The sequence below is a fragment of the Rhizobium sp. NFACC06-2 genome (assembly GCF_900101425.1).
Classification (GTDB): domain Bacteria; phylum Pseudomonadota; class Alphaproteobacteria; order Rhizobiales; family Rhizobiaceae; genus Agrobacterium; species Agrobacterium leguminum.
This window is the reverse complement of record NZ_FMVA01000005.1, coordinates 151,871-170,145: the sequence shown is the minus strand read 5'-3', so window position 1 is coordinate 170,145 and position 18,275 is coordinate 151,871. Positions and strand designations below refer to the sequence as shown.

18 protein-coding genes are annotated in these 18,275 nt (G+C 60.9%); 10 read left to right on the top strand and 8 right to left on the bottom strand.

What is annotated here, in order from left to right:
* The first annotated feature begins 89 nt into the window (after positions 1 to 89).
* The gene (locus F3H58_RS11490) at positions 90 to 1,619 is read left to right on the top strand and encodes an MDR family MFS transporter (protein WP_188128879.1); all 1,530 of its coding nucleotides are present in this window, start codon (positions 90 to 92) and stop codon (positions 1,617 to 1,619) included.
* 36 nt (positions 1,620 to 1,655) lie between these two features.
* On the opposite strand, the gene F3H58_RS11485 is transcribed toward F3H58_RS11490, so the two are convergent.
* Both F3H58_RS11485 and F3H58_RS11480 read right to left on the bottom strand, forming a co-directional pair.
* Positions 1,656 to 1,955, bottom strand: coding sequence for an addiction module antidote protein (locus F3H58_RS11485; RefSeq protein ID WP_149742272.1), 300 nt, complete (start codon positions 1,953 to 1,955; stop codon positions 1,656 to 1,658).
* Entirely contained in the window at positions 1,936 to 2,250 is a 315-nt protein-coding gene (locus tag F3H58_RS11480; RefSeq protein ID WP_149742271.1) for a type II toxin-antitoxin system RelE/ParE family toxin, read from the bottom strand. The genes F3H58_RS11485 and F3H58_RS11480 overlap by 20 nt, the downstream gene beginning before the upstream one ends.
* Positions 2,251 to 2,481: 231 nt before the next feature.
* On the opposite strand from F3H58_RS11480, the gene F3H58_RS11475 reads away from it, so the two are divergent.
* From F3H58_RS11475 to F3H58_RS11465, 3 genes are all read left to right on the top strand, one after another.
* Positions 2,482 to 3,498: a ligase-associated DNA damage response exonuclease gene (locus F3H58_RS11475; protein ID WP_188128878.1), complete on the top strand. Its 1,017-nt coding sequence runs from the start codon at positions 2,482 to 2,484 to the stop codon at positions 3,496 to 3,498.
* A gap of 1 nt (position 3,499) precedes the next feature.
* The gene (locus F3H58_RS11470; protein WP_149742270.1) at positions 3,500 to 5,125 is read left to right on the top strand and encodes a cisplatin damage response ATP-dependent DNA ligase; all 1,626 of its coding nucleotides are present in this window, start codon (positions 3,500 to 3,502) and stop codon (positions 5,123 to 5,125) included.
* 171 nt (positions 5,126 to 5,296) lie between these two features.
* Positions 5,297 to 6,262: an alpha/beta hydrolase family protein gene (locus F3H58_RS11465; RefSeq protein WP_149742269.1), complete on the top strand. Its 966-nt coding sequence runs from the start codon at positions 5,297 to 5,299 to the stop codon at positions 6,260 to 6,262.
* Between the two features lie 85 nt (positions 6,263 to 6,347).
* Here F3H58_RS11465 and F3H58_RS11460 read toward each other — a convergent pair whose 3' ends face one another.
* Positions 6,348 to 7,130 (bottom strand): glycosyltransferase family 32 protein, encoded by a 783-nt coding sequence (locus F3H58_RS11460; protein ID WP_188128877.1) that lies wholly within the window; start codon positions 7,128 to 7,130, stop codon positions 6,348 to 6,350.
* Between the two features lie 153 nt (positions 7,131 to 7,283).
* Positions 7,284 to 10,004 carry a heavy metal translocating P-type ATPase gene (locus tag F3H58_RS11455; protein WP_149742267.1) on the bottom strand — a complete coding sequence of 907 codons (2,721 nt, stop codon included), beginning with the start codon at positions 10,002 to 10,004 and terminating at the stop codon, positions 7,284 to 7,286.
* 167 nt (positions 10,005 to 10,171) lie between these two features.
* Between F3H58_RS11455 and F3H58_RS11450 the strand changes: the two genes are divergently transcribed.
* Positions 10,172 to 11,080, top strand: coding sequence for a L,D-transpeptidase (locus tag F3H58_RS11450; protein ID WP_149742266.1), 909 nt, complete (start codon positions 10,172 to 10,174; stop codon positions 11,078 to 11,080).
* Positions 11,081 to 11,235: 155 nt separating this feature from the next.
* Positions 11,236 to 11,961: a L,D-transpeptidase gene (locus F3H58_RS11445; protein ID WP_065654265.1), complete on the top strand. Its 726-nt coding sequence runs from the start codon at positions 11,236 to 11,238 to the stop codon at positions 11,959 to 11,961.
* A gap of 235 nt (positions 11,962 to 12,196) precedes the next feature.
* Here the strand turns inward: F3H58_RS11445 and F3H58_RS11440 are convergent, their stop codons facing one another.
* Positions 12,197 to 12,655 (bottom strand): MarR family winged helix-turn-helix transcriptional regulator, encoded by a 459-nt coding sequence (locus F3H58_RS11440; protein WP_020009598.1) that lies wholly within the window; start codon positions 12,653 to 12,655, stop codon positions 12,197 to 12,199.
* 192 nt (positions 12,656 to 12,847) lie between these two features.
* On the opposite strand from F3H58_RS11440, the gene F3H58_RS11435 reads away from it, so the two are divergent.
* The 3 genes from F3H58_RS11435 (at position 12,848) to F3H58_RS11425 (ending at position 14,483) form a co-directional block, all read left to right on the top strand.
* Positions 12,848 to 13,270: an organic hydroperoxide resistance protein gene (locus F3H58_RS11435; protein ID WP_003509379.1), complete on the top strand. Its 423-nt coding sequence runs from the start codon at positions 12,848 to 12,850 to the stop codon at positions 13,268 to 13,270.
* A 108-nt stretch (positions 13,271 to 13,378) separates the two neighbouring features.
* On the top strand, positions 13,379 to 13,762 hold the full coding sequence (locus F3H58_RS11430; RefSeq protein WP_020813119.1) for an MbcA/ParS/Xre antitoxin family protein: 384 nt from the start codon (positions 13,379 to 13,381) through the stop codon (positions 13,760 to 13,762).
* Positions 13,722 to 14,483 (top strand): RES family NAD+ phosphorylase, encoded by a 762-nt coding sequence (locus F3H58_RS11425; RefSeq protein WP_188128876.1) that lies wholly within the window; start codon positions 13,722 to 13,724, stop codon positions 14,481 to 14,483. Before F3H58_RS11430 ends, F3H58_RS11425 begins: the two co-directional genes overlap by 41 nt.
* 23 nt (positions 14,484 to 14,506) lie before the next feature.
* On the opposite strand, the gene F3H58_RS11420 is transcribed toward F3H58_RS11425, so the two are convergent.
* From F3H58_RS11420 to F3H58_RS11405, 3 genes are all read right to left on the bottom strand, one after another.
* Positions 14,507 to 16,021 (bottom strand): ABC-F family ATP-binding cassette domain-containing protein, encoded by a 1,515-nt coding sequence (locus F3H58_RS11420; RefSeq protein WP_149742265.1) that lies wholly within the window; start codon positions 16,019 to 16,021, stop codon positions 14,507 to 14,509.
* Between the two features lie 381 nt (positions 16,022 to 16,402).
* Positions 16,403 to 16,825, bottom strand: coding sequence for a YciI family protein (locus tag F3H58_RS11410; RefSeq protein ID WP_149742263.1), 423 nt, complete (start codon positions 16,823 to 16,825; stop codon positions 16,403 to 16,405).
* 102 nt (positions 16,826 to 16,927) lie between these two features.
* Positions 16,928 to 17,374: a MarR family winged helix-turn-helix transcriptional regulator gene (locus F3H58_RS11405; RefSeq protein ID WP_142778861.1), complete on the bottom strand. Its 447-nt coding sequence runs from the start codon at positions 17,372 to 17,374 to the stop codon at positions 16,928 to 16,930.
* A gap of 148 nt (positions 17,375 to 17,522) precedes the next feature.
* On the opposite strand from F3H58_RS11405, the gene F3H58_RS11400 reads away from it, so the two are divergent.
* Positions 17,523 to 18,251: a DUF899 domain-containing protein gene (locus F3H58_RS11400; protein ID WP_149742262.1), complete on the top strand. Its 729-nt coding sequence runs from the start codon at positions 17,523 to 17,525 to the stop codon at positions 18,249 to 18,251.
* The last annotated feature ends 24 nt before the right edge of the window (positions 18,252 to 18,275 follow it).

Sequence of the window (18,275 nt, the reverse complement as noted above, 5' to 3'; positions counted from 1 at the left end):
ACAGATGTCAAAAACTTGCCATTGACATATATATGCTGATAGCACACAAATTGTCGCAGCAAAACCGCCGGAAGCCAACGAGATTTTTCATGGATATGTCCACCGCCCCCGTGGCGCCGCTTGTGTCGGATCATCGCCGCAGGCTCATCGTCTTTCTGTTTCTGATGCTGGCCATGTTCATGGCGACCCTCGATAACCAGATCGTATCGACAGCATTGCCCACCATCGTCGGTGAGTTCGGCGCGCTGGAGCGCTTCGGCTGGATCGGCTCTGCCTATCTTCTGGCGACAAGCGCCGTCATGCCCGTTTATGGCAAGCTCGGCGATCTGTTCGGCCGCAAATATGTGATGATCGCGGCGGTCGTCATCTTCACGCTCGGCTCGCTCGCCTGCGGTCTGGCATGGTCGATGGATTCGCTGATTGCCGCCCGCGTTCTGCAGGGGCTTGGCGGCGGCGGCATCATGGTGTCGATCTTCTCCGTCAATGCGGACCTGTTTGAACCGCGCGAGCGCGCCCGCTACCAGAGCTATTCCAGCCTCACCATCATGGCATCCGGCAGCGTCGGCCCGATCCTCGGCGGCACGATGAGCGACCTGTTCGGCTGGCGGTCGATCTTCCTCATCAACCTGCCACTCGGTATTATCGTCATTGCAGGGCTGGCGCTGATGCTGCCGTACCGTCGTCCGGCGCGCCAGCCGAAGATCGATTATCTCGGCGCGGTGCTCTTGGCGGCCACCATTGCCAGCGTGGTCTTCTGGGCAGACAGCAGCGAATTGTTCGGCTCGCTGATTGCAGGCCCCAGCCTCGGCATCATTGCTTTCGCCGTCATCGCCGCCTTTCTCTGGGTGCAGGTGGAACGCCGCGCGCCGGAGCCGGTTGTGCCGCTCAGGCTCTTCAAGGACAGCACCTTTCCACTGTTGATGATCGTGTCGCTGACCAGCGGCGGCATCGGTATCGGCATGGTCAATTATTATGCACTGTTCCTGCAGACCACGACCGGGCTTTCGCCCTCCCATGCCGGCCTGTTCTTCATCGCCGTCACCGGCGGCATCGTCATGGGCTCGCTTTCGGCGGGACGGCTGATTTCGATTACCGGCGTCTACAAGCCCTTCTCGGTGGCGGGTCTCTCCATCAACGTCATCGCCATGCTGCTCTTCACGCAGATGCATGCAGGAACGCCGCTTTGGGTGATTGCGGTCCTCATGTTGGCGCAAGGCTTTGCTGTCGGCCTCGGCCAGCAGGCGCCCATCATCGGCGTGCAGAATTCCGCGCCCAAGGCGGATATCGGTGCGGCGAGCGGCGCGGTGACCCTGACCCGCATGGGTGGCGCTGCCATTGCCATTTCGGTCTATGGCGCCATCGTGTCATCGAGCCTCAAGGGCGTGGTGGTCGATATTCCCGGTGTCGGCAAGATTGAGGAACTGACGCCGAAAATGCTCTCCGAACTCCCGGCCGCCTCGCAGGCCGCCGTCGCCTCGCTCTATTCGGATGCGTTTACGCCGCTCTTCTTCGCCGCAGCCGCAACCGCCGCCATCGGCCTTGCGGCGGCGCTGATGCTGAAACCGGTGCGACTGCCGGCGGCGGTGCAGGCGAAGCCGGCCGAAGGGGCGGCGGAGTAGTGACGCGTAGTCGTAAAGCTGGCGAAAATACCGGCCTTACGCGGCGCTCAATGATTTTTCGACGGCCAGTCTGAAGCCCAGCGCATGCAGGACTTTCTGCACGGTCTCATAGCGAAGCTTGGAACCGGGCTTGAGTGCTTTGTAGAGGCTTTCGCGACCCAGACCCGAAGCATCCGCAACATGTGACATTCCGCGCGCCCTGGCGACTGCGCCAAGGGCGGCAATGAACACGTCAGGGTTTTCGTCTTCCATCGCGATCGCCAGATATTCGATCATGGCTTCATCGCTATCCAGATAGTCCGACACATCGAATAGGCTAAATTTCGTCACGGCCATCCCTTCCTATTGTCTGTGCCATCCCGATTGCGCGTTTTATGTCACGCTTTTGCGAAGACTTGTCCCCGCCGATCAGAAGGAAATAAATCCTCTTGCCAACGCGGGTGAAATAGACCCGATAACCCGGGCCGAAGTGGATACGCATTTCAGAAACGCCTCCATCTACCGGCTCACAATCGCCGAAATTCCCATGCTCGGCCGCGGTGAGACGATGAAGAATCCGCACCTTTCCGGCGCGATCTTTCAAAGCCTTCAGCCATTCGTCGAACTCTGCCGACTTCTCGAAGCTGTTCATGACAGCATGTATCCGATTGGATACATTTCCGCAAGTTTAAATCCCATGGCTACCCTGTAAGCCGGTCGTGCGTTGGCGTTGCGCCCGCGAACTTCGGACCAAAACTCCATATAGCCGCGGCTCAACGCCGAAATGACGGGTGGCAAAACAAAAACACCGCCGCTGGAAATTTAACGCCCGTTCCGCGTTATGCTCGCAGCACTTTACATTCACGAGGGCGGCCCTATCTCAATGAATATGAAGCCGGAACAGCTCCTGAATTCCACGCCCAAGGGCTTTTATTGCCCGGCGGGCGATTTTTATATCGATCCCGTGCGCCCGGTGGCGCGGGCGCTCATCACGCATGGCCATTCCGATCACGCCCGCGCCGGCCATGGCGCGGTACTGGCCACGGGCCAGACGCTGGATATCATGCGTATCCGTTACGGTGAGGATTTCTGCGGCAGCGAGCAGGCGGTGGCATTCGGCGAGACGGTGGAGGTGAACGGCGTCACCGCCGGTTTCCATCCCGCCGGCCATGTGCTGGGTTCGGCGCAAATCTCGGTGGAAATGAACGGCCTGCGCATCGTCGCATCGGGCGATTACAAGCGCGGCGTCGACCCCACCTGCGCACCCTTCGAGATCGTTCCCTGCGATGTCTTCATCACCGAGGCCACCTTCGGCCTGCCGGTGTTTCACCATCCGCTGCCGCGCGTGGAAATCGGCAAGCTGCTCACCTCGATCCGGCAATTTCCCGAACGGACCCATCTCATCGGGGCCTATTCGCTCGGCAAGGCGCAGCGCGTCATCAGGCTTTTGCGGGACAACGGTTATTCCGATCCCATTTATATTCACGGCGCGTTGGCGCGGCTTTGCGATTATTACGTCTCGCAGGGCATCGATCTCGGTGATCTGCGCCCGGCAACGCTCGAAAAAAGCGATCCTTCCGCCTTCAAGGGCGCGATTGTCGTCGGCCCGCCCTCGGCTTTTCAGGAACGCTGGGCGCGACGCTTCAACGAACCGCTCATCGCTTTCGCTTCCGGCTGGATGATGGTCCGGCAGCGCGCCAAACAGGGCGGTGTGGAGCTGCCGCTGGTGATATCAGACCATTGCGACTGGCCGGAACTTCTGGAGACGATCAAGGAAATCGGCCCCCAGGCCGTCTGGGTCACCCATGGCCGTGAGGAGGCGTTGGTGCGCTGGTGCGAGTTGCAGGGCATTGCCGCCAAGCCGCTGCATCTTGTCGGTTACGAGGATGAGGGGGATTGAGATGAAAGCCTTCGCCACGCTGCTCGACCGCCTCGTTCTTACTCCCTCGCGTAACGGCAAACTGAAGCTGCTGACCGATTATTTCCGCGATACGCCCGATCCCGACCGGGGTTACGGGCTGGCGGCGATTGCCGGCACGCTGGACTTGAAAAGCGTCAAACCCGCGCTGCTGCGCGAACTCGTGCTGGAGCGGATGGATGAGGTTCTGTTCCGCTATTCCTATGATTATGTCGGTGATCTGGCCGAAACCATTTCGCTGGTCTGGGGCAATATCGGCGGAGCGGATGATTCCGAGGCGCAGGATCCGCGCCTCGGCGACGTCGTGACACTGATGAATTCACTCGGCCGCACGGAGGTTCGCAGCGCAGTGCGCGATCTTCTCGACCGGCTCGATACATCCTCGCGTTTCGCTTTCCTCAAACTCGCCACCGGCAGCCTGCGCATCGGCGTTTCGGCGCGGCTGGCACGGCAGGCGCTGGCCGATTTCGCCGGGAAAGACATCACCGAAATCGAGACCCTCTGGCACGGGCTGACGCCGCCCTATACGCCGCTTTTCGCATGGCTCGAGGGCAGGGCGGAGCGGCCGGTGCTGGCGACGCCCGCCATCTTCCATTCGGTGATGCTGGCGACACCGGTTTCCGATGGCGACCTCGATGCGCTGGACCCGGCCGATTACGCCGCCGAATGGAAATGGGACGGTATTCGCGTGCAGTTGTCCCGCGCAGGCGCCACGCGAAAACTCTACTCCCGCTCCGGCGACGATATTTCCGGCGCCTTTCCCGATGTTCTGGAGGCGATCGATTTCGAAGGTGTGATGGATGGCGAGTTGCTGATCGGCGGCACAGCGCGCTCCAACAATCTCACCCGCACCTTTTCCGACCTGCAGCAGCGGCTTAACCGCAAGTCGGTCACAGCGAAGATGCTGGATGACTATCCCGCCTTTATCCGCGCCTATGACCTGCTGTTCGATGGAGAGAGCGATATTCGCGCCGAAAGCTACATGGAGCGCCGCGGCCGCCTGGCGGATATTATCGAGCACGCGCCGCATGATCGTTTCGACCTCTCGCCGCTGATCGGCTTTTCCAGCTGGCAGGAACTCGACACGCTGCGCGCCGCCCCTCCCGATCCGGTGATCGAGGGCGTGATGATCAAGCGCCGCGACAGCGCCTATCAGGCCGGCCGCGCCAAGGGGCCGTGGTTCAAGTGGAAACGCGATCCCTATAATATCGACGCCGTGATGATGTATGCGCAGCGCGGCCACGGCAAGCGCTCTAGCTACTATTCCGATTTCACCTTCGGCGTCTGGGCGGAAGGCGAGGATGGCGAGCAGCTGGTGCCTGTTGGAAAGGCCTATTTCGGCTTCACCGATGCGGAGCTGGAGGTGCTGGACAAATTCGTGCGCGACAACACGGTCGAGCGTTTCGGCCCGGTGCGGGCGGTGCGCGCCACGCCCGATTTCGGTTTCGTGCTGGAGGTGGCCTTCGAGGGCATCAACCGTTCCACCCGCCACAAATCCGGCGTCGCCATGCGCTTCCCGCGCATTGCGCGGCTGCGCGCCGACAAGCTGCCGGCGGAGGCGGACAGGCTCTCGACACTGGTGGCGATGATCGATGCTGTAGAGGTGTAGGGTGCCCTGGCCGCCCCTTATCCTCCGTGGCAGGCGCGGAAACGGGGAAGACGCGGTCCAGAAATTGCCATGATGGCTGCGAATACATTGTTGTCATTCGCGAATCCGTGATTGGACAGCCTCCCGCCGCAGTGTTGAACTGCTGTTACAACCATCCCTTCAGGTGACCATATGGCAGACAAACGCTTTCTTTCCTCAGCCTTCGGACAGGAAGAGAGCGGCACCATCTTGCCGAGCCTCACCCGGCGAAGCCTTCTGGCCGGCGCCATGGGGCTGTCGGCGGCCGCATTTTTACCACCCCGTGCGAAAGCGGGCATTGCCGCGCCCGAGGTGTTGCCGCTGGAGCGGCAGGATTATGCGGAGGCACGCAAACGGTTCCACACCCATCTCTTGCGAAAAATGGCTGCACCGGAAAAATCCTCGGCGCTCGGCACGCCGCCCGGGGCGGAACGTGTCACCTATCCCGGCGGGCCGGATGGTTCCATCGAACTTGTCGCCTGGCTCTCCCATTACCAGCCGTCAAAAACGCTGAAGCCCGCCGTACTTTTTCTTCATGGCGGCAACGCCACCGGAGACGGCCATTGGGCGCTGATGAAGCCCTATTGGGAAGCGGGCTATGTCGTGCTTCTGCCGTCGTTCCGTGGTGAAAACGGCCAGAGCGGCAATTATTCCGGTTTCTACGACGAAACGGCGGATGCGCTGGCGGCGGCCACCTATCTGGAAAACCTTCCCGGCATCGACAGAAACCGCTTCTTCATCGCCGGCCATTCCAATGGCGGCACGCTGACGCTTCTGGCCGCCATGAGCCGCAGGTTCCGCGCCGCAGCCCCCATCTCCGCCGGCGTCAATTCCTGGCGTTATTTCAACCGCTATAGCGACGAGATCTGTTTCGACGAGACCGACGAGCGCGAATTCATCATGCGTTCCTCCGTCTGTTTCGGCCCCAGCCTCAAATGTCCGGCGCTGCTTCTGCGCGGCACGGAGGAACGGCCTTTCGATGCCGATCACCAGCTTTTCGTGGATCGCGCCCTGACATCCGGCTTCAAGGTCGACAAGAAGCTGTTGCCCGGCACCCATAACGGCGTGGTGCCGCATGCGGTCGAGGAAAGCATCCGCCTTTTCAACGCCTTCGTTTGAAATGCGAACTGTGCCGCTGTTTAGGAACGTCTGAGGTTCAGGAGCACGTCCGCCCAAACCGCTTCGCACGTTTGCCGCAGATGCCCTAGTTCTTGACGATGGACGTCTTGGCCTGCTCCGCCCACCATGCGCCGTCTTTTTTGTCGGCATATTGGGCGCGCTTGTTGGTGAATTGCCCCTGGGTGCACATCTCGCGGTAACTGCGAACCGGAAGCCCCAGTTCCTTGACGACGGCATGCACCACTGTCGGGCCGGTCATGTCATAGACGCTGACGAGCGTTCCGTCTTCGATATTCTGGGAAATACGGTCGGCCATCAGCCTGAGCGCCGGGTGGCCGGGCCTGGAGGCCATGAAGTAATTCGTGATCTCGCCGCTTTTCATGGCGATGAAAACGGCCTCTTCCTGCGGGTCGATCACATCCTCGGGGCGGGCCGCAAAATTGGAATCGATATCGAGATAGATGCCGCCTTCCTGCAGAAGCACCAGAATACGCCAGAAATCCGCCTTGGCGGCGCCCACCTGCAGGCGACGGAAGGCGTCGGCGTAACGTCCGGGAAAATGCCGGTCGATATAGGTCTGGCACGCCTCGTCATCATGGTAGCGATATTCGAATTCCGGCGTCAGCCAACGGTTGAACAGGAAATTCGCATAGATCGGCGTCGTTACCCGGTTGGAGTAATTCGTCTGCCAGATGATGCGGGGAATGGCCTTTTCCGATTTCGGGCTGCGTCTGGCTGGCTGATATTGCGGAAGCGTTTTTCTTCTGCCGGGCCGGATGAACAGATCGATGGAAAAGATGACCTTGGCGATGTTTCCACCGATCTTGATCGCGCGGTACGCGATGCGGTTATAGCCATGCTTTGCCAAGTTCAGCGCTCCTGCGCGTGGAATCGATTGTCACGCACGTGGAAACGGCGGTACGCGGTATTTATTGGACGCAATTAGTTTGTCAATATGCCGTAAATGAGACGGCCGGGCCTCGATTGACGAGACCCGGCCGTCTTGCATGCGAATGGAATGTCAGCCCTTGTTGCGGTTGAAATAGCCGAGCAGCCGCATGGCATTGGCGGTCACCAGAACCGTCGCGCCGGTATCGGCGAAAACGGCGAGCCACAGGCCCGAAACGCCGGTGACGGTGGTGACAAGGAAGACCGCCTTCAGGCCGAGCGCGATGGTCACGTTCTGGCGGATATTGCTCATGGTGGCGCGCGACAGGCCGATCAGGCGGGCGGCGTCGCCGACATTGTTGCGCATCAGCGCCGCATCCGCCGCTTCCATCGCCACATCGGTTCCGGAACCGATGGCGACGCCGACGCTGGCCGCCGCGAGGGCCGGCGCATCGTTGATGCCATCGCCCACCATCACCACGGTCTTCTTTTCGGCAAGCTTGCGGATTTCCTCGACCTTGTTCTGCGGCAGCAGTTCACCGCGCGCCTCAAGGCCCAGCTTGTTGCCGATAGCACGCGCCGTGCGGGCATTGTCACCCGACAGCATCAGCGAGGAAATGCCCATTTCCTTCAGCGCTTTCACGCCTTCGGCCGCATCCTTGCGCGGCTCATCACGCATGGCGAAGAGGCCGCTTGCCGCCCCGCCGACTATCACGACAGCCACCGTCTTGCCTTCGCTTTCCAGTGCGGAAATGCGATCGGAAAGGTCCTTCGAGAGGGTGCCGACTTCCGTTGCAAAGCGCGGTGCGCCGATGAACAGCTCTTTTCCGCCGACATTGCCCTGCATGCCGCGACCGGAAATCGCCTTGATGTTGGAGCCGGGCAGGGGCTTCACGCCCAGCTTTTCGGCATGATTGACGATGGCGCGGGCGAGCGGATGGCTCGATTCGTGCTCGATGGTTGCGGCTTGCGCAATCAGCTCGGCCTCGTTGCCGTCAAGCGCCACCACGTCGGTCACGACAGGTTCGCCGAGCGTCAGCGTGCCGGTCTTGTCGAAGGCGACGGTTTCGGTGCGCGCCAGCATTTCGATGACCGCGCCGCCCTTCACCAGCATGCCGTGGCGTGCCGCGGCCGAAAGGCTGGAGGCGATGGCCGCGGGAACCGAGATGACCAGCGCGCAGGGGCAACCGATCAGCAGCAGGGCGAGACCGCGATAAATCCATGTATCCCAGTCGCCGAGGCCGACAAGCGGCGGCACGATGATGGTCAGCACCGAGATCGCCACGATCAGCGGCATGTAATAACGCGAGAAGCTCTGGATGAAGCGTTCCGTCGGGGCGCGGGCATCCTGTGCTTCCTCGACGAGCGTGATGATGCGGGCAATGGTATTGTCTTCCGGTGCGCGGTCGACGCGGATGCGCAGCGAGCCGTCGTGGTTGATCGAGCCGGCAAAGACGCGCGCGCCCTTTTCCTTGGCGACGGGGATGCTCTCTCCGGTCATCGGCGATTCATCGACGCTCGACTGGCCTTCCATGACAACGCCATCGGCGGCGATACGGTCGCCGGGACGCGCCACGACCACCTGGCCGATGCGCACCTGATCGGCCGCAACCTGTCGCAGCGCGCCGTTTTCTTCCACAAGCGCCGTTTTCGGCAGCAGCGAACCGAGCGCCTTGATGCCCGAGCGGGCGCGGGCGGCGGCGAAACCTTCCAGCAATTCGCCGACGGAGAAGAGCAACACGACGATGGCCGCCTCTTCCGCCTCGCCGATGATGATCGCGCCGATGGCGGCAATCGTCATCAGCATTTCGATGGTGAAGACCGCGCCGAAACGGGCGGCGTTGAAGGCATTTCTTGCGATCGGGAAGAGCGTGACCAGCGTGGCGATAATGAAGGCGTAACCGCCCCATGCCGGGAAGGTGAGTTCCGCCGCATAGGCGATGGCGACCAGAATGGTGCCGGTGAAGGTGTTGCGCGCCTTTGCGGTGCGCCACCACGCGCCTTTTTCATCCGCGCCATGGGCATGTTCCCCGCTCTGCACTGCAGCCGCCGGAGCGGAACCATGCGAATGGCCCGCATGGTCGTGGCCGGAATGATCGTGACCAGAATGGTCATGCTTGGAGTGGTCATGAACATGCCCGCCGCAGGACGCGTGATCGTGTGCGGAATGGTCATGCCCCGAATGGTCATGGTCGTGGTGATGGCCGCTGCATGACCCGTGATCATGGTCGTGATTGTGATCTGCTGCTTTTTCTCGCGCGGTCTTTTCCTGCGGCAGCAGGGCCGGCTTGAATCCGAGCTTGCGCAGCGTGTCCTCGATTTTTTCGACTGGAGTTTTGCTCTCGGCGAGCGAAAGGTTCAGCCTTTCGCGCGCAACGGAAACCTTGACGTCGGCAACGCCGGGCAGGCGGGAGAGCGCGGTCTCGATCTTGGCGGCGCAACTGCCGCAATCCATGCCGCCGACCGAGAAGGTCAGCGCATTGCTGCTGTCGGCGCTCGCTCCGGTATCGGCATGGTGGCCGCCGCAGGACGAATGATCGTGGTCATCATGACCGTGGCCGTGATGATCCGCTTCGACTTTTGCGCGGGAGACTTTTTCCTGCGGCAGCAAAGCGGGTTTGAATCCGAGCTTGCGCAGCGTGTCTTCGATTTTTTCGACCGAGGTTTTGCTTTCGGCGAGCGAAAGGTTCAGCCTTTCGCGCGCAACGGAAACCTTGATGTCGGCAACGCCCGGCAGGCGGGAAAGCGCGGTTTCGATTTTCGCCGCGCAGCTGCCGCAATCCATGCCGCCAACGGAGAAGGTCAGTTGCTCGCCGTCTTTGCCCTTGATGTTTATGCCTGTCGAAATATTCATGGTTTCCGCTCCTGAATTCCAGTCGACAGCCAATCTGGCACCTCTAGCAACTAGAGCTTCAAGAGCAAAAATGCGGTTTTTCGATTTTTTTTGAAAAACCGACGCCAGCTTCGCGCCAGCCGCACGGTTCATCATGCCGGCAGATTGGATTCCATGAAGCGGTTCAGATGATAGCACTCCTTTTGAAAAACGGTCGCCGGGCGGCCTCTCTGGCGGGGCTTGCCCTGCTGCCTCTCATGAGCGGCTGCCTTTTCGTGACGGATACGACCCGGATGGACCCGGATGTTTTCGTCAGGGAAACGGCGCCGGTATTCAATTTCAACTCCGTCAGCTCCAATCGTCAGCCGGAACTGCCGCCGCAGCCGGGCCAGCTTTCGACGCGCCCGCCGGATCTGTTCAGAACCCGCTTCCATCAGGAATACGGTCCGCCGGTGCGCGGGCAGGGGCTGCAAGCCCCGCAGGTGCAGGGTTATAACGCGCCGCAGCCGCAGGGCCAGACGATGGCATATGGCCTGCCTGTCTCCAATCCGCTGCACCGGGTCATGTATGGCCCGATCCGCGATGAGGACCGCTCGCTGCCGGCCATTCCCTATGGCCGCATCGATCCGCGTTATCTCAGGCAGGAAGTGAGCTACCAGACGGCGGAAGCCCCCGGCACCATTATCGTCGATACCAGACAGCATTTTCTCTATCTCGTGCAGTCCGGCGGCAAGGCGATCCGTTACGGCGTTGGGCTGGGGCGCGACGGTTATGCCTGGTCGGGCCGCGGCAAGATCCAGTGGAAGGCGAAATGGCCGCGCTGGACACCGCCCGATGAAATGGTCAAGCGCCAGCCGGAGCTCGCCTCCATCTCGGCCGCCAATGGCGGCATGACGCCCGGTCTCAACAACCCGCTCGGCGCGCGTGCGCTTTATATCTTCAAGGATGGCAAGGACACGCTTTACCGCGTGCATGGCACGCCGGACTGGCAGTCTGTCGGTAAAGCGACGTCCTCCGGCTGCGTGCGCATGCTCAATCAGGATGTGATCGATCTCTACGAACGTGTGCCGCAGGGGGCGCAGATTGTGGTTATCTGAACACGTTCTAAAAGAAAGAGATATTGGACCCATTCCGCCAGCGCCTTGTGACTGGCTTTTAGCGGTCGGTTAACTATTTTCGCAATACGCATGAAACGGAACAAATGACGTACAACGGCGATATAGCCGTTCGAAATGTGGGACAAACCGGCCTTATGACAAGCACCGACACAGATCTTTCCAGACGCACCTTCCTTTCCCTTCTCGGCATCTCCTCCGCTTCGCTTCTCGCAGGCTGCGCCTCGTCGGGCACGGGAGACGCCATTCGCCAGCAGGCAAGCGCCATCGGCAGCGATTTCCGGCAGATGTTTTCGCCGGGCGTCAGCGATGCGGAACTGGCCGTCATGTACGGCTCGGTTGAGGATGGCGGTTACGTCATTCCCGCCGTCCCCTATCAGAAAATCGACCGCCGTTATTACCGCCAGCGGGTTGTCGACCCGACCGGCGAACGTCCCGGCACCGTGGTTGTCGATACGCGCTCGCGCTTCCTTTATGTCGTGGAGCAGGGCGGCAGCGCCATGCGTTATGGCGTCGGCATCGGCCGCGAAGGTTTCGCCTGGTCGGGCGAGGGCGTCATCCAGTGGCGTCAGAAATGGCCGAAATGGACCCCGCCGGACGAAATGGTCGCCCGGCAGCCGGAACTGGTCAAATATTCCTCCAAGAACGGCGGCATGCCGCCGGGCCTGAAGAACCCGCTCGGCGCCCGCGCGCTTTATATCTTCCAGAACGGCAAGGATACGCTCTACCGTCTGCACGGCTCCCCGGAATGGAACTCCATCGGCAAGGCCGTCTCCTCCGGCTGCGTGCGCCTGATGAACCAGGATGTCATCGATCTTTACGACCGCGTGCCGCAGAAGGCGCGTGTGGTGGTCTGGCAGTAAGCCGGACTTCCCTTGCATAAGAAGGCGGCCTCTGGGGCCGCCTGGTCTTGCTCCCGGTGGCAAAACGATGGGCGAAAATGTCTCATCCGCACACCGTCACCCCGGACCTGATCCGGGGTCCAGCGCGATCAAGTCCTTGATCGCAAAAGACTCTTCCACGGCGCAGACGCGCCGTGGCTGGATGCCGGATCCAGTCCGGCATGACGTGGAAATGTTGCGCCCTGTTTTTTCGAGATCACGGACGGCTGAGACTGTCCTTCAGCGCATTCACCCGGTCGCGAATCTGCACCAGCTCCTCCAGCCCGCAGCCGGTGGCGCTGCCGATTGCCGCCATGATCTTCACGCCCTCTTTTTTGAGGTTCGCGCCCTTCGGCGTCAGGGCCACCAGCACCTGCCGCTCATCCACCGTGCCGCGCTTGCGGGTGATTAGCCCCGCATGTTCGAGCCTCTTCAGCAGCGGCGACAGCGTGCCCGAATCGAGACCCAGCATTTCGCCGAGCGCCTTGACGGTGGATGTCTCTTTTTCCCATAGCGCCATCATGACGAGATATTGCGGATAGGTCAGCCCGATCGGGTCGAGCAGCGGCTTATAGGCGCGCGTGAAGGCGTGTGCCGCGCCATAAAGGGCAAAACATATCTGCTGGTCCAGCCTCAGCAGGCTTTCCATCTTCTTCTCGTCGCCCTCTGCGTCCATTTTCCTGCTCCAAAATCAACCGGGAAGGGAACAATCAGCCCCCGCTTTCGGTTCCTGCCGCATGGATGCGCGGCGAAATTTCGTGAAAATTATCGCAAAAAACAAAATCTCATTCAATGTGCAAAACTATATTGCGCACAATTTAATTGTGCGTTATAAGATGCCCAACACCAACCCGAAGGAGTAAATGTCATGCCCATTCTCTACACGACCAAAGCATCCGCCACCGGTGGCCGCGCAGGCAACGCCAAGTCGGAAGACGGCGTTCTCGACGTGACGCTGACCGTTCCGAAGGAGCTGGGCGGCGATGGCGCCCGTGGCACCAATCCGGAACAGCTTTTCGCAGCCGGTTATTCCGCCTGCTTCCTGGGCGCGCTGAAATTTGTCGCCGGCAAGGAAAAGGTAAAGATTCCTGAAGACACGACTGTGACGGCAACCGTCGGCATCGGCCCGCGCGAAGATGGCGGCGGCTTCGGCATCGAAGTGTCGCTGAAGGCCAATATTCCAGGCGTCGAGCGCGAAGTCGCCGAAAAGCTGGTTGCCGCCGCGCACATCGTCTGCCCGTACAGCCACGCCATGCGCACCTCCACGGAAGTGCCGGTCTCGGTGGCCTGATCCAGTTTGCGTGACTATGCTATCTGAACAATGGGGCCGGGTTCATCCCGGCCTTCTTGTTTTCAGAAAGAAAAATGCTATATTCTTTCCAAGGAAAGGATATGCGCCATGAATATTCACGCCAAAAGCGCCATGGATCCCGCCTCGCAGGGCAGGGTCGTCACCAAGGCCGTTATCGCCGCCGCCGAGCGGCTGGGCCTGAATGCCGCGCGCACGGCCGATATTCTCGGCGTTTCCGCCCCCACAGTGTCGCGCATGAAACGGCTCGATTTCCTGCTGGAACCGGGCGCCAAATCCTTCGAGCTTGCGGTGCTGCTGATCCGGGTTTTCCGCTCGCTGGATGCGATTGCCGGCGGCGATGAGGCCGTGGCGAAAAACTGGCTGCGCAATCACAATGTTGCGCTGAACGCCGTGCCTGCCGACAAACTGACCACCATTACCGGATTGATCGATGTCCTCTCCTATCTGGACGCCCGACGCGCTCCTGTCTGAAAAACGCGCCGTATCGGGAAAATACTGGCGTCTGGTGGAAGCGCAGCATCAGGTCTCCACCATGAAACTGGTGGATACGGTGGAGGAGCAATCGCTGCTGGAAGATATTCTGGAGACGAGCAAGCGGCCCTTTCCGCCGGAATGCGCCGGTTTCGATTATCTTCTCGCCACGCCCTTCCGGTATGGAGCCGCCTATCCGCATGGTTCGCGCTTCCGCCGCGCGGGCTATACCGAAGGCGTTTATTACGCCGCCCAGAAGGTGGAGACGGCGCTCGCCGAAATGGCCTTTTACCGGCTGCTGTTCTATGCCGAATCGCCGGGCACGCCGCTGCCCGCCAATCCCGCTGACTATTCCGCCTTCGCCGCCCGTATCGCCACCGATGCGGCGCTCAACCTGACGAAACCGGAATTGAGCCGGGATACTCACCTGTGGACCGATCTGCAGAATTACGAACCATGCCAGGCGCTGGCCGATCAGGCGCGTCTGGCGAAGATCGAGGCTATCCTCTATCGCTCGGTACGCGACCCCGCCGGTGGCCTCAACATCGCGGTTCTGTCGCCGAAGGCTTTTGCCGCGAAGACGCCGGTGGAACGGATGAGCTGGCGTATCCACCTGTCGAAAACGGGGGTGCAGGCGCTCTGCGAATTTCCGATGCGCAGAACGGGTTTTGCGGTTTTGGATTTCGCCGACGATCCACGCCTCGCCAGCCTTTTGGGCTGACGGGCGTTTGCTTTTCAAGACCATCAGGCCGAGGCGAAAAACCCTTCGGGATCGTCGACTTCCACCAGCCTGCGCTTGTCGATCAGCCAGAAGCGGGTTCCGACAGCCCGCACGAAACTCCTGTCATGCGAGACGAACACGCAGCTGGCTTCGCGGTTGATGATTTCCGCCTCCAGCGCTTCCTGCCCCTCAATATCCAGATGGTTGGTGGGCTCGTCCAGCAGGTAGAAATTCGGCTCCGCCAACCGCAGCGCCAGCATGGCAAGCCGCGCCTTCTGCCCGCCGGAAAGCGCGGCGATGCGGCGTTTCTGCATTTCCATGTCGATGCCTGCGCCCGCGAGCAGGCCATGGATGCGCTGGTCGCCAATATCGAAGCGGCGTGATAGCAGCGAAACGGGCGTGCTATCGTCATCGATCTCGGCGAGCGACTGGTCGACATATCCGGCCACCAGCGAGGGCGTGGCCTTGATGCCGTCCTGTATCTGGCCCGCGCCCGATACGGCCGCCTTCAGAAGCGACATCAGCCGAGTCTTGCCGACGCCGTTGCGGCCGAGAATGACGATGCGGTCCCCCTGACGGACAAATTGCCGGCCGGTGCGAAACAGCACTGTTCCGTCCGGTGTCGAGACCGGCACATCTTTCAGAGTGACCAGAACCCTGGCATGGGTGCCGCGATTGGCGAGCTGGATCTTGCCGGCGGATCGCTCGATATGGGCTGGTCGCGCCTTCTCCTCGATCTTTTCCGCCCGCTCACGCAATTGCTTGGTCTTGACGGTCAGAAGATCGCTGCCGGAGTTGATGCCGATATTGTTGAGCTTGGCGGCCTGACGGCGCAATTGCTGGGCGGTTTTCATGTCGCGCTGGAAACGCCGCTCATCGGCGGCATCCTCTTCTTCCAGGACCGCCCGTGCGTGGCCATAGGGCAGCCGGAACAGCGCCGAATTTTCCGGCCGCAGGAACAGCGTGCTCCTGGTGACATTATCGAGAAAGGCGCGGTCATGGCTGACGATGATGACAGCCGTATCGCGCGGCAATTCACCGAGCCAGTTTTCCAGCACATTGATCTTTTCGAGGTCGAGATGGTTGGTCGGCTCGTCGAGCAGCAGCACATCCGGCTCGGTGATCCATGCCCGCGCCAGCATGGCAAGCCTCTGCCAGCCGCCGCTTAGCTCTTTCAGGCGGCGCTCGCGGAACGGCTCCGGCACCAGCATGGCGTCGAAAATAATGTCGGCGCGCCAGCTCTCGCTCTCGACCGTATCCTCCGGCAGGGCGGAAAGCACGGCGTCCCGCATCGTCTGTTCCATAAGCGGCAAGGGTAGATGCTGGTGGACGATGGACTGCGTCAGCCCGCGCAGCCGGGTGATATCGCCGCTGGTGGGCTCCATGTCACCGGAAAGGCAATGGAGCAGGGTGGATTTGCCGCAGCCATTGGCGGCGACGATGCCGATGCGGTCTCCCGCATTCACCGTGAGGCTGAGATTGGAAAAAAGCGGCTTGCCCAGAATGATTCCGAGGTTTCGAAGCGTGATGATGGTCATGAAGTCGTCTCTGGCAAGACGGACCCGTGACGAACCGTGGTCTGCCACAGGCAGTACGGGATTTCGGTTCGGGGTGATCCGTCGTGAAAACATGCGCAACGGCAGACAAGCTGCATTCTGCGCGGCCTTTTGGGCAAACCAGAGTGTTGGTGTTCCGGTCAGCCCTGCAAACGTGTCTGCAGGGCAAAAAGGTGGCAGAGCTGACGATTGCGCCAGAAGCAGGAAATATCCATGCGAAGCCTCCTTTCTTGAAACGGGTTGAATCGCTTCACCATTAACAGCGGCGGTTGTTCGAGGCAACGGCTTTTGCAACGGCAGGCGGGGGGAGAATGCGGCAAGCCCGCACACTCCCATTTTAATCCGGCGCTCGCCTGAGCGGCTTTATTGCTTCGCGACACGCGCGCGCAGTTCTTCCACATGCGCGGCGATTTCCGGCGTTACGGCGTCGCCGAAGTCTTCCATTTCGAACATCGGGCGGATTTCGATTTCGCTGCGCTCCAGCATCGGGTTCGGGCAGCGTTTCACCCAGGCCACGGCCTCGTCCATGTCCTTCACAGTCCAAATCCAGAAGCCGGCGACCAGCTCGTTGGTGTGCGGGAAGGGGCCGTCGATCACCGTGCGGCTGTCACCGTCGAACACAACCCTCTTGCCCTTGGAGGAGGGGTGCAGGCCGTCACCGGATTGCATGATACCGGCATTGACCAGCTCTTCATTGTATTTCCCCATCGCCTCGATCAGCTCGGTCGTGGGCATGCCGCCGTCTTCGCTGCTTTTGGTGGCTTTTACAAAAACGATTGCACGCATGATCATTCCTCCTTGATTGCGCTTTCTTCGTAGTGTCGCTCCCCGGCACGACGGCCGGATGACATTGTCGCCGACAAAAGTGGCGTCATGCCGTCAGTCCCGTCAGCCGAGGTCGACAAGGTCACGGCGCAGCCGGTCGGGGTCGCCGCTGCCGATGCGGGCTTCGATTTCGGCATGGGTCTGTTCCCAGATGGGGAAGGCGGCGGCGAGCACGGCCATGCCGTCCGCCGTCAGCCGCAGCCGCTTGCCGCGCTTGTCCTTCGGGTCCTGCTCGATGCTGACCAGCCCGCGCCGCTCCAGCGGCTTCAGCGCCGCCGTCAGCGTCGTGCGGTCCATGGCCAGAAGATTGGCGACCGGTCCCATCGGCGGCGGCTCCGGCCGGTTGAGCGACATCAGCAGCGAAAATTGTCCATTGGTGATGCCGACCGGCTTCAGCGCATTGTCGAACAACCGCGCCAATGCCCGTGCGGCGCGCTGCGCATGCAGGCACAGACAGGCATCCCGCACGAAAAGAGTTGTCGAAAAAGGAATCACGCTGGCGTTTGACATGGGATAAATATGTTGATATCAACCTAATTAGTCAAGCGGAACTTGATGTCCCGCAGACTGTTTATTGACTTTCAGCACAGAAATAGCCGGCGCCCACCGTCAAAGCGGGCGGTGCCGTGGTGAAAGACGGATCCAAGGAGGAAAGATCATGTCTCATCCCGTCGTTTCGAAAGAGGAGTGGCTTGCGGCCCGCCGCGATCTGCTGGTGAAGGAAAAGGAAATGACCCGCGCCCGTGACAGGCTGAACGAGGCCCGGCGTGCGCTGCCGTGGGAAGAGGTGACGAAGGATTATATCTTCGATGCCCCTTCCGGCCCCAAATCGCTGAAGGAACTGTTCGGCACCTGCAGCCAGCTCATCGTTTATCACTTCATGCTGGCGCCGGACTGGGAGGAGGGCTGCGTCGGTTGCTCCTTCTTTGCCGATCATGTCGATGGCGCGCTGATCCACCTCAAGCATGGCGATGCGGGTTTCGTTGCGGTTTCGCGCGCGCCGCTTGAGAAGATCGAAAGCTACAGGAAACGCATGGGCTGGAAATTCCCCTGGGTTTCGGCCGAAAGCAGCGATTTCAACTACGACTATCAGGCCTCGTTCCGCGACGAGGACATGGCCAAAGGTGAAATCACCTATAATTACCGTGATATGGCGCCCTATGGCGACCTGAAGGACCTGCACGGTATCAGCGTTTTCGCCAAGGGCGACGACGGCAAGATCTACCACACCTATTCCACTTACGCCCGCGGCGCGGAACAGACGCTCGGCACGCTGATGCTGCTCGATCTAGTGCCAAAAGGCCGTAACGAAGAGGAGGTAATGGACTGGGTGCGCCGCCACGACCAGTATGAGGACGCGCCGAAGGCGGCAGCCTGCTGCCACTGAAAACGGACGGACGAGGAGGAAACA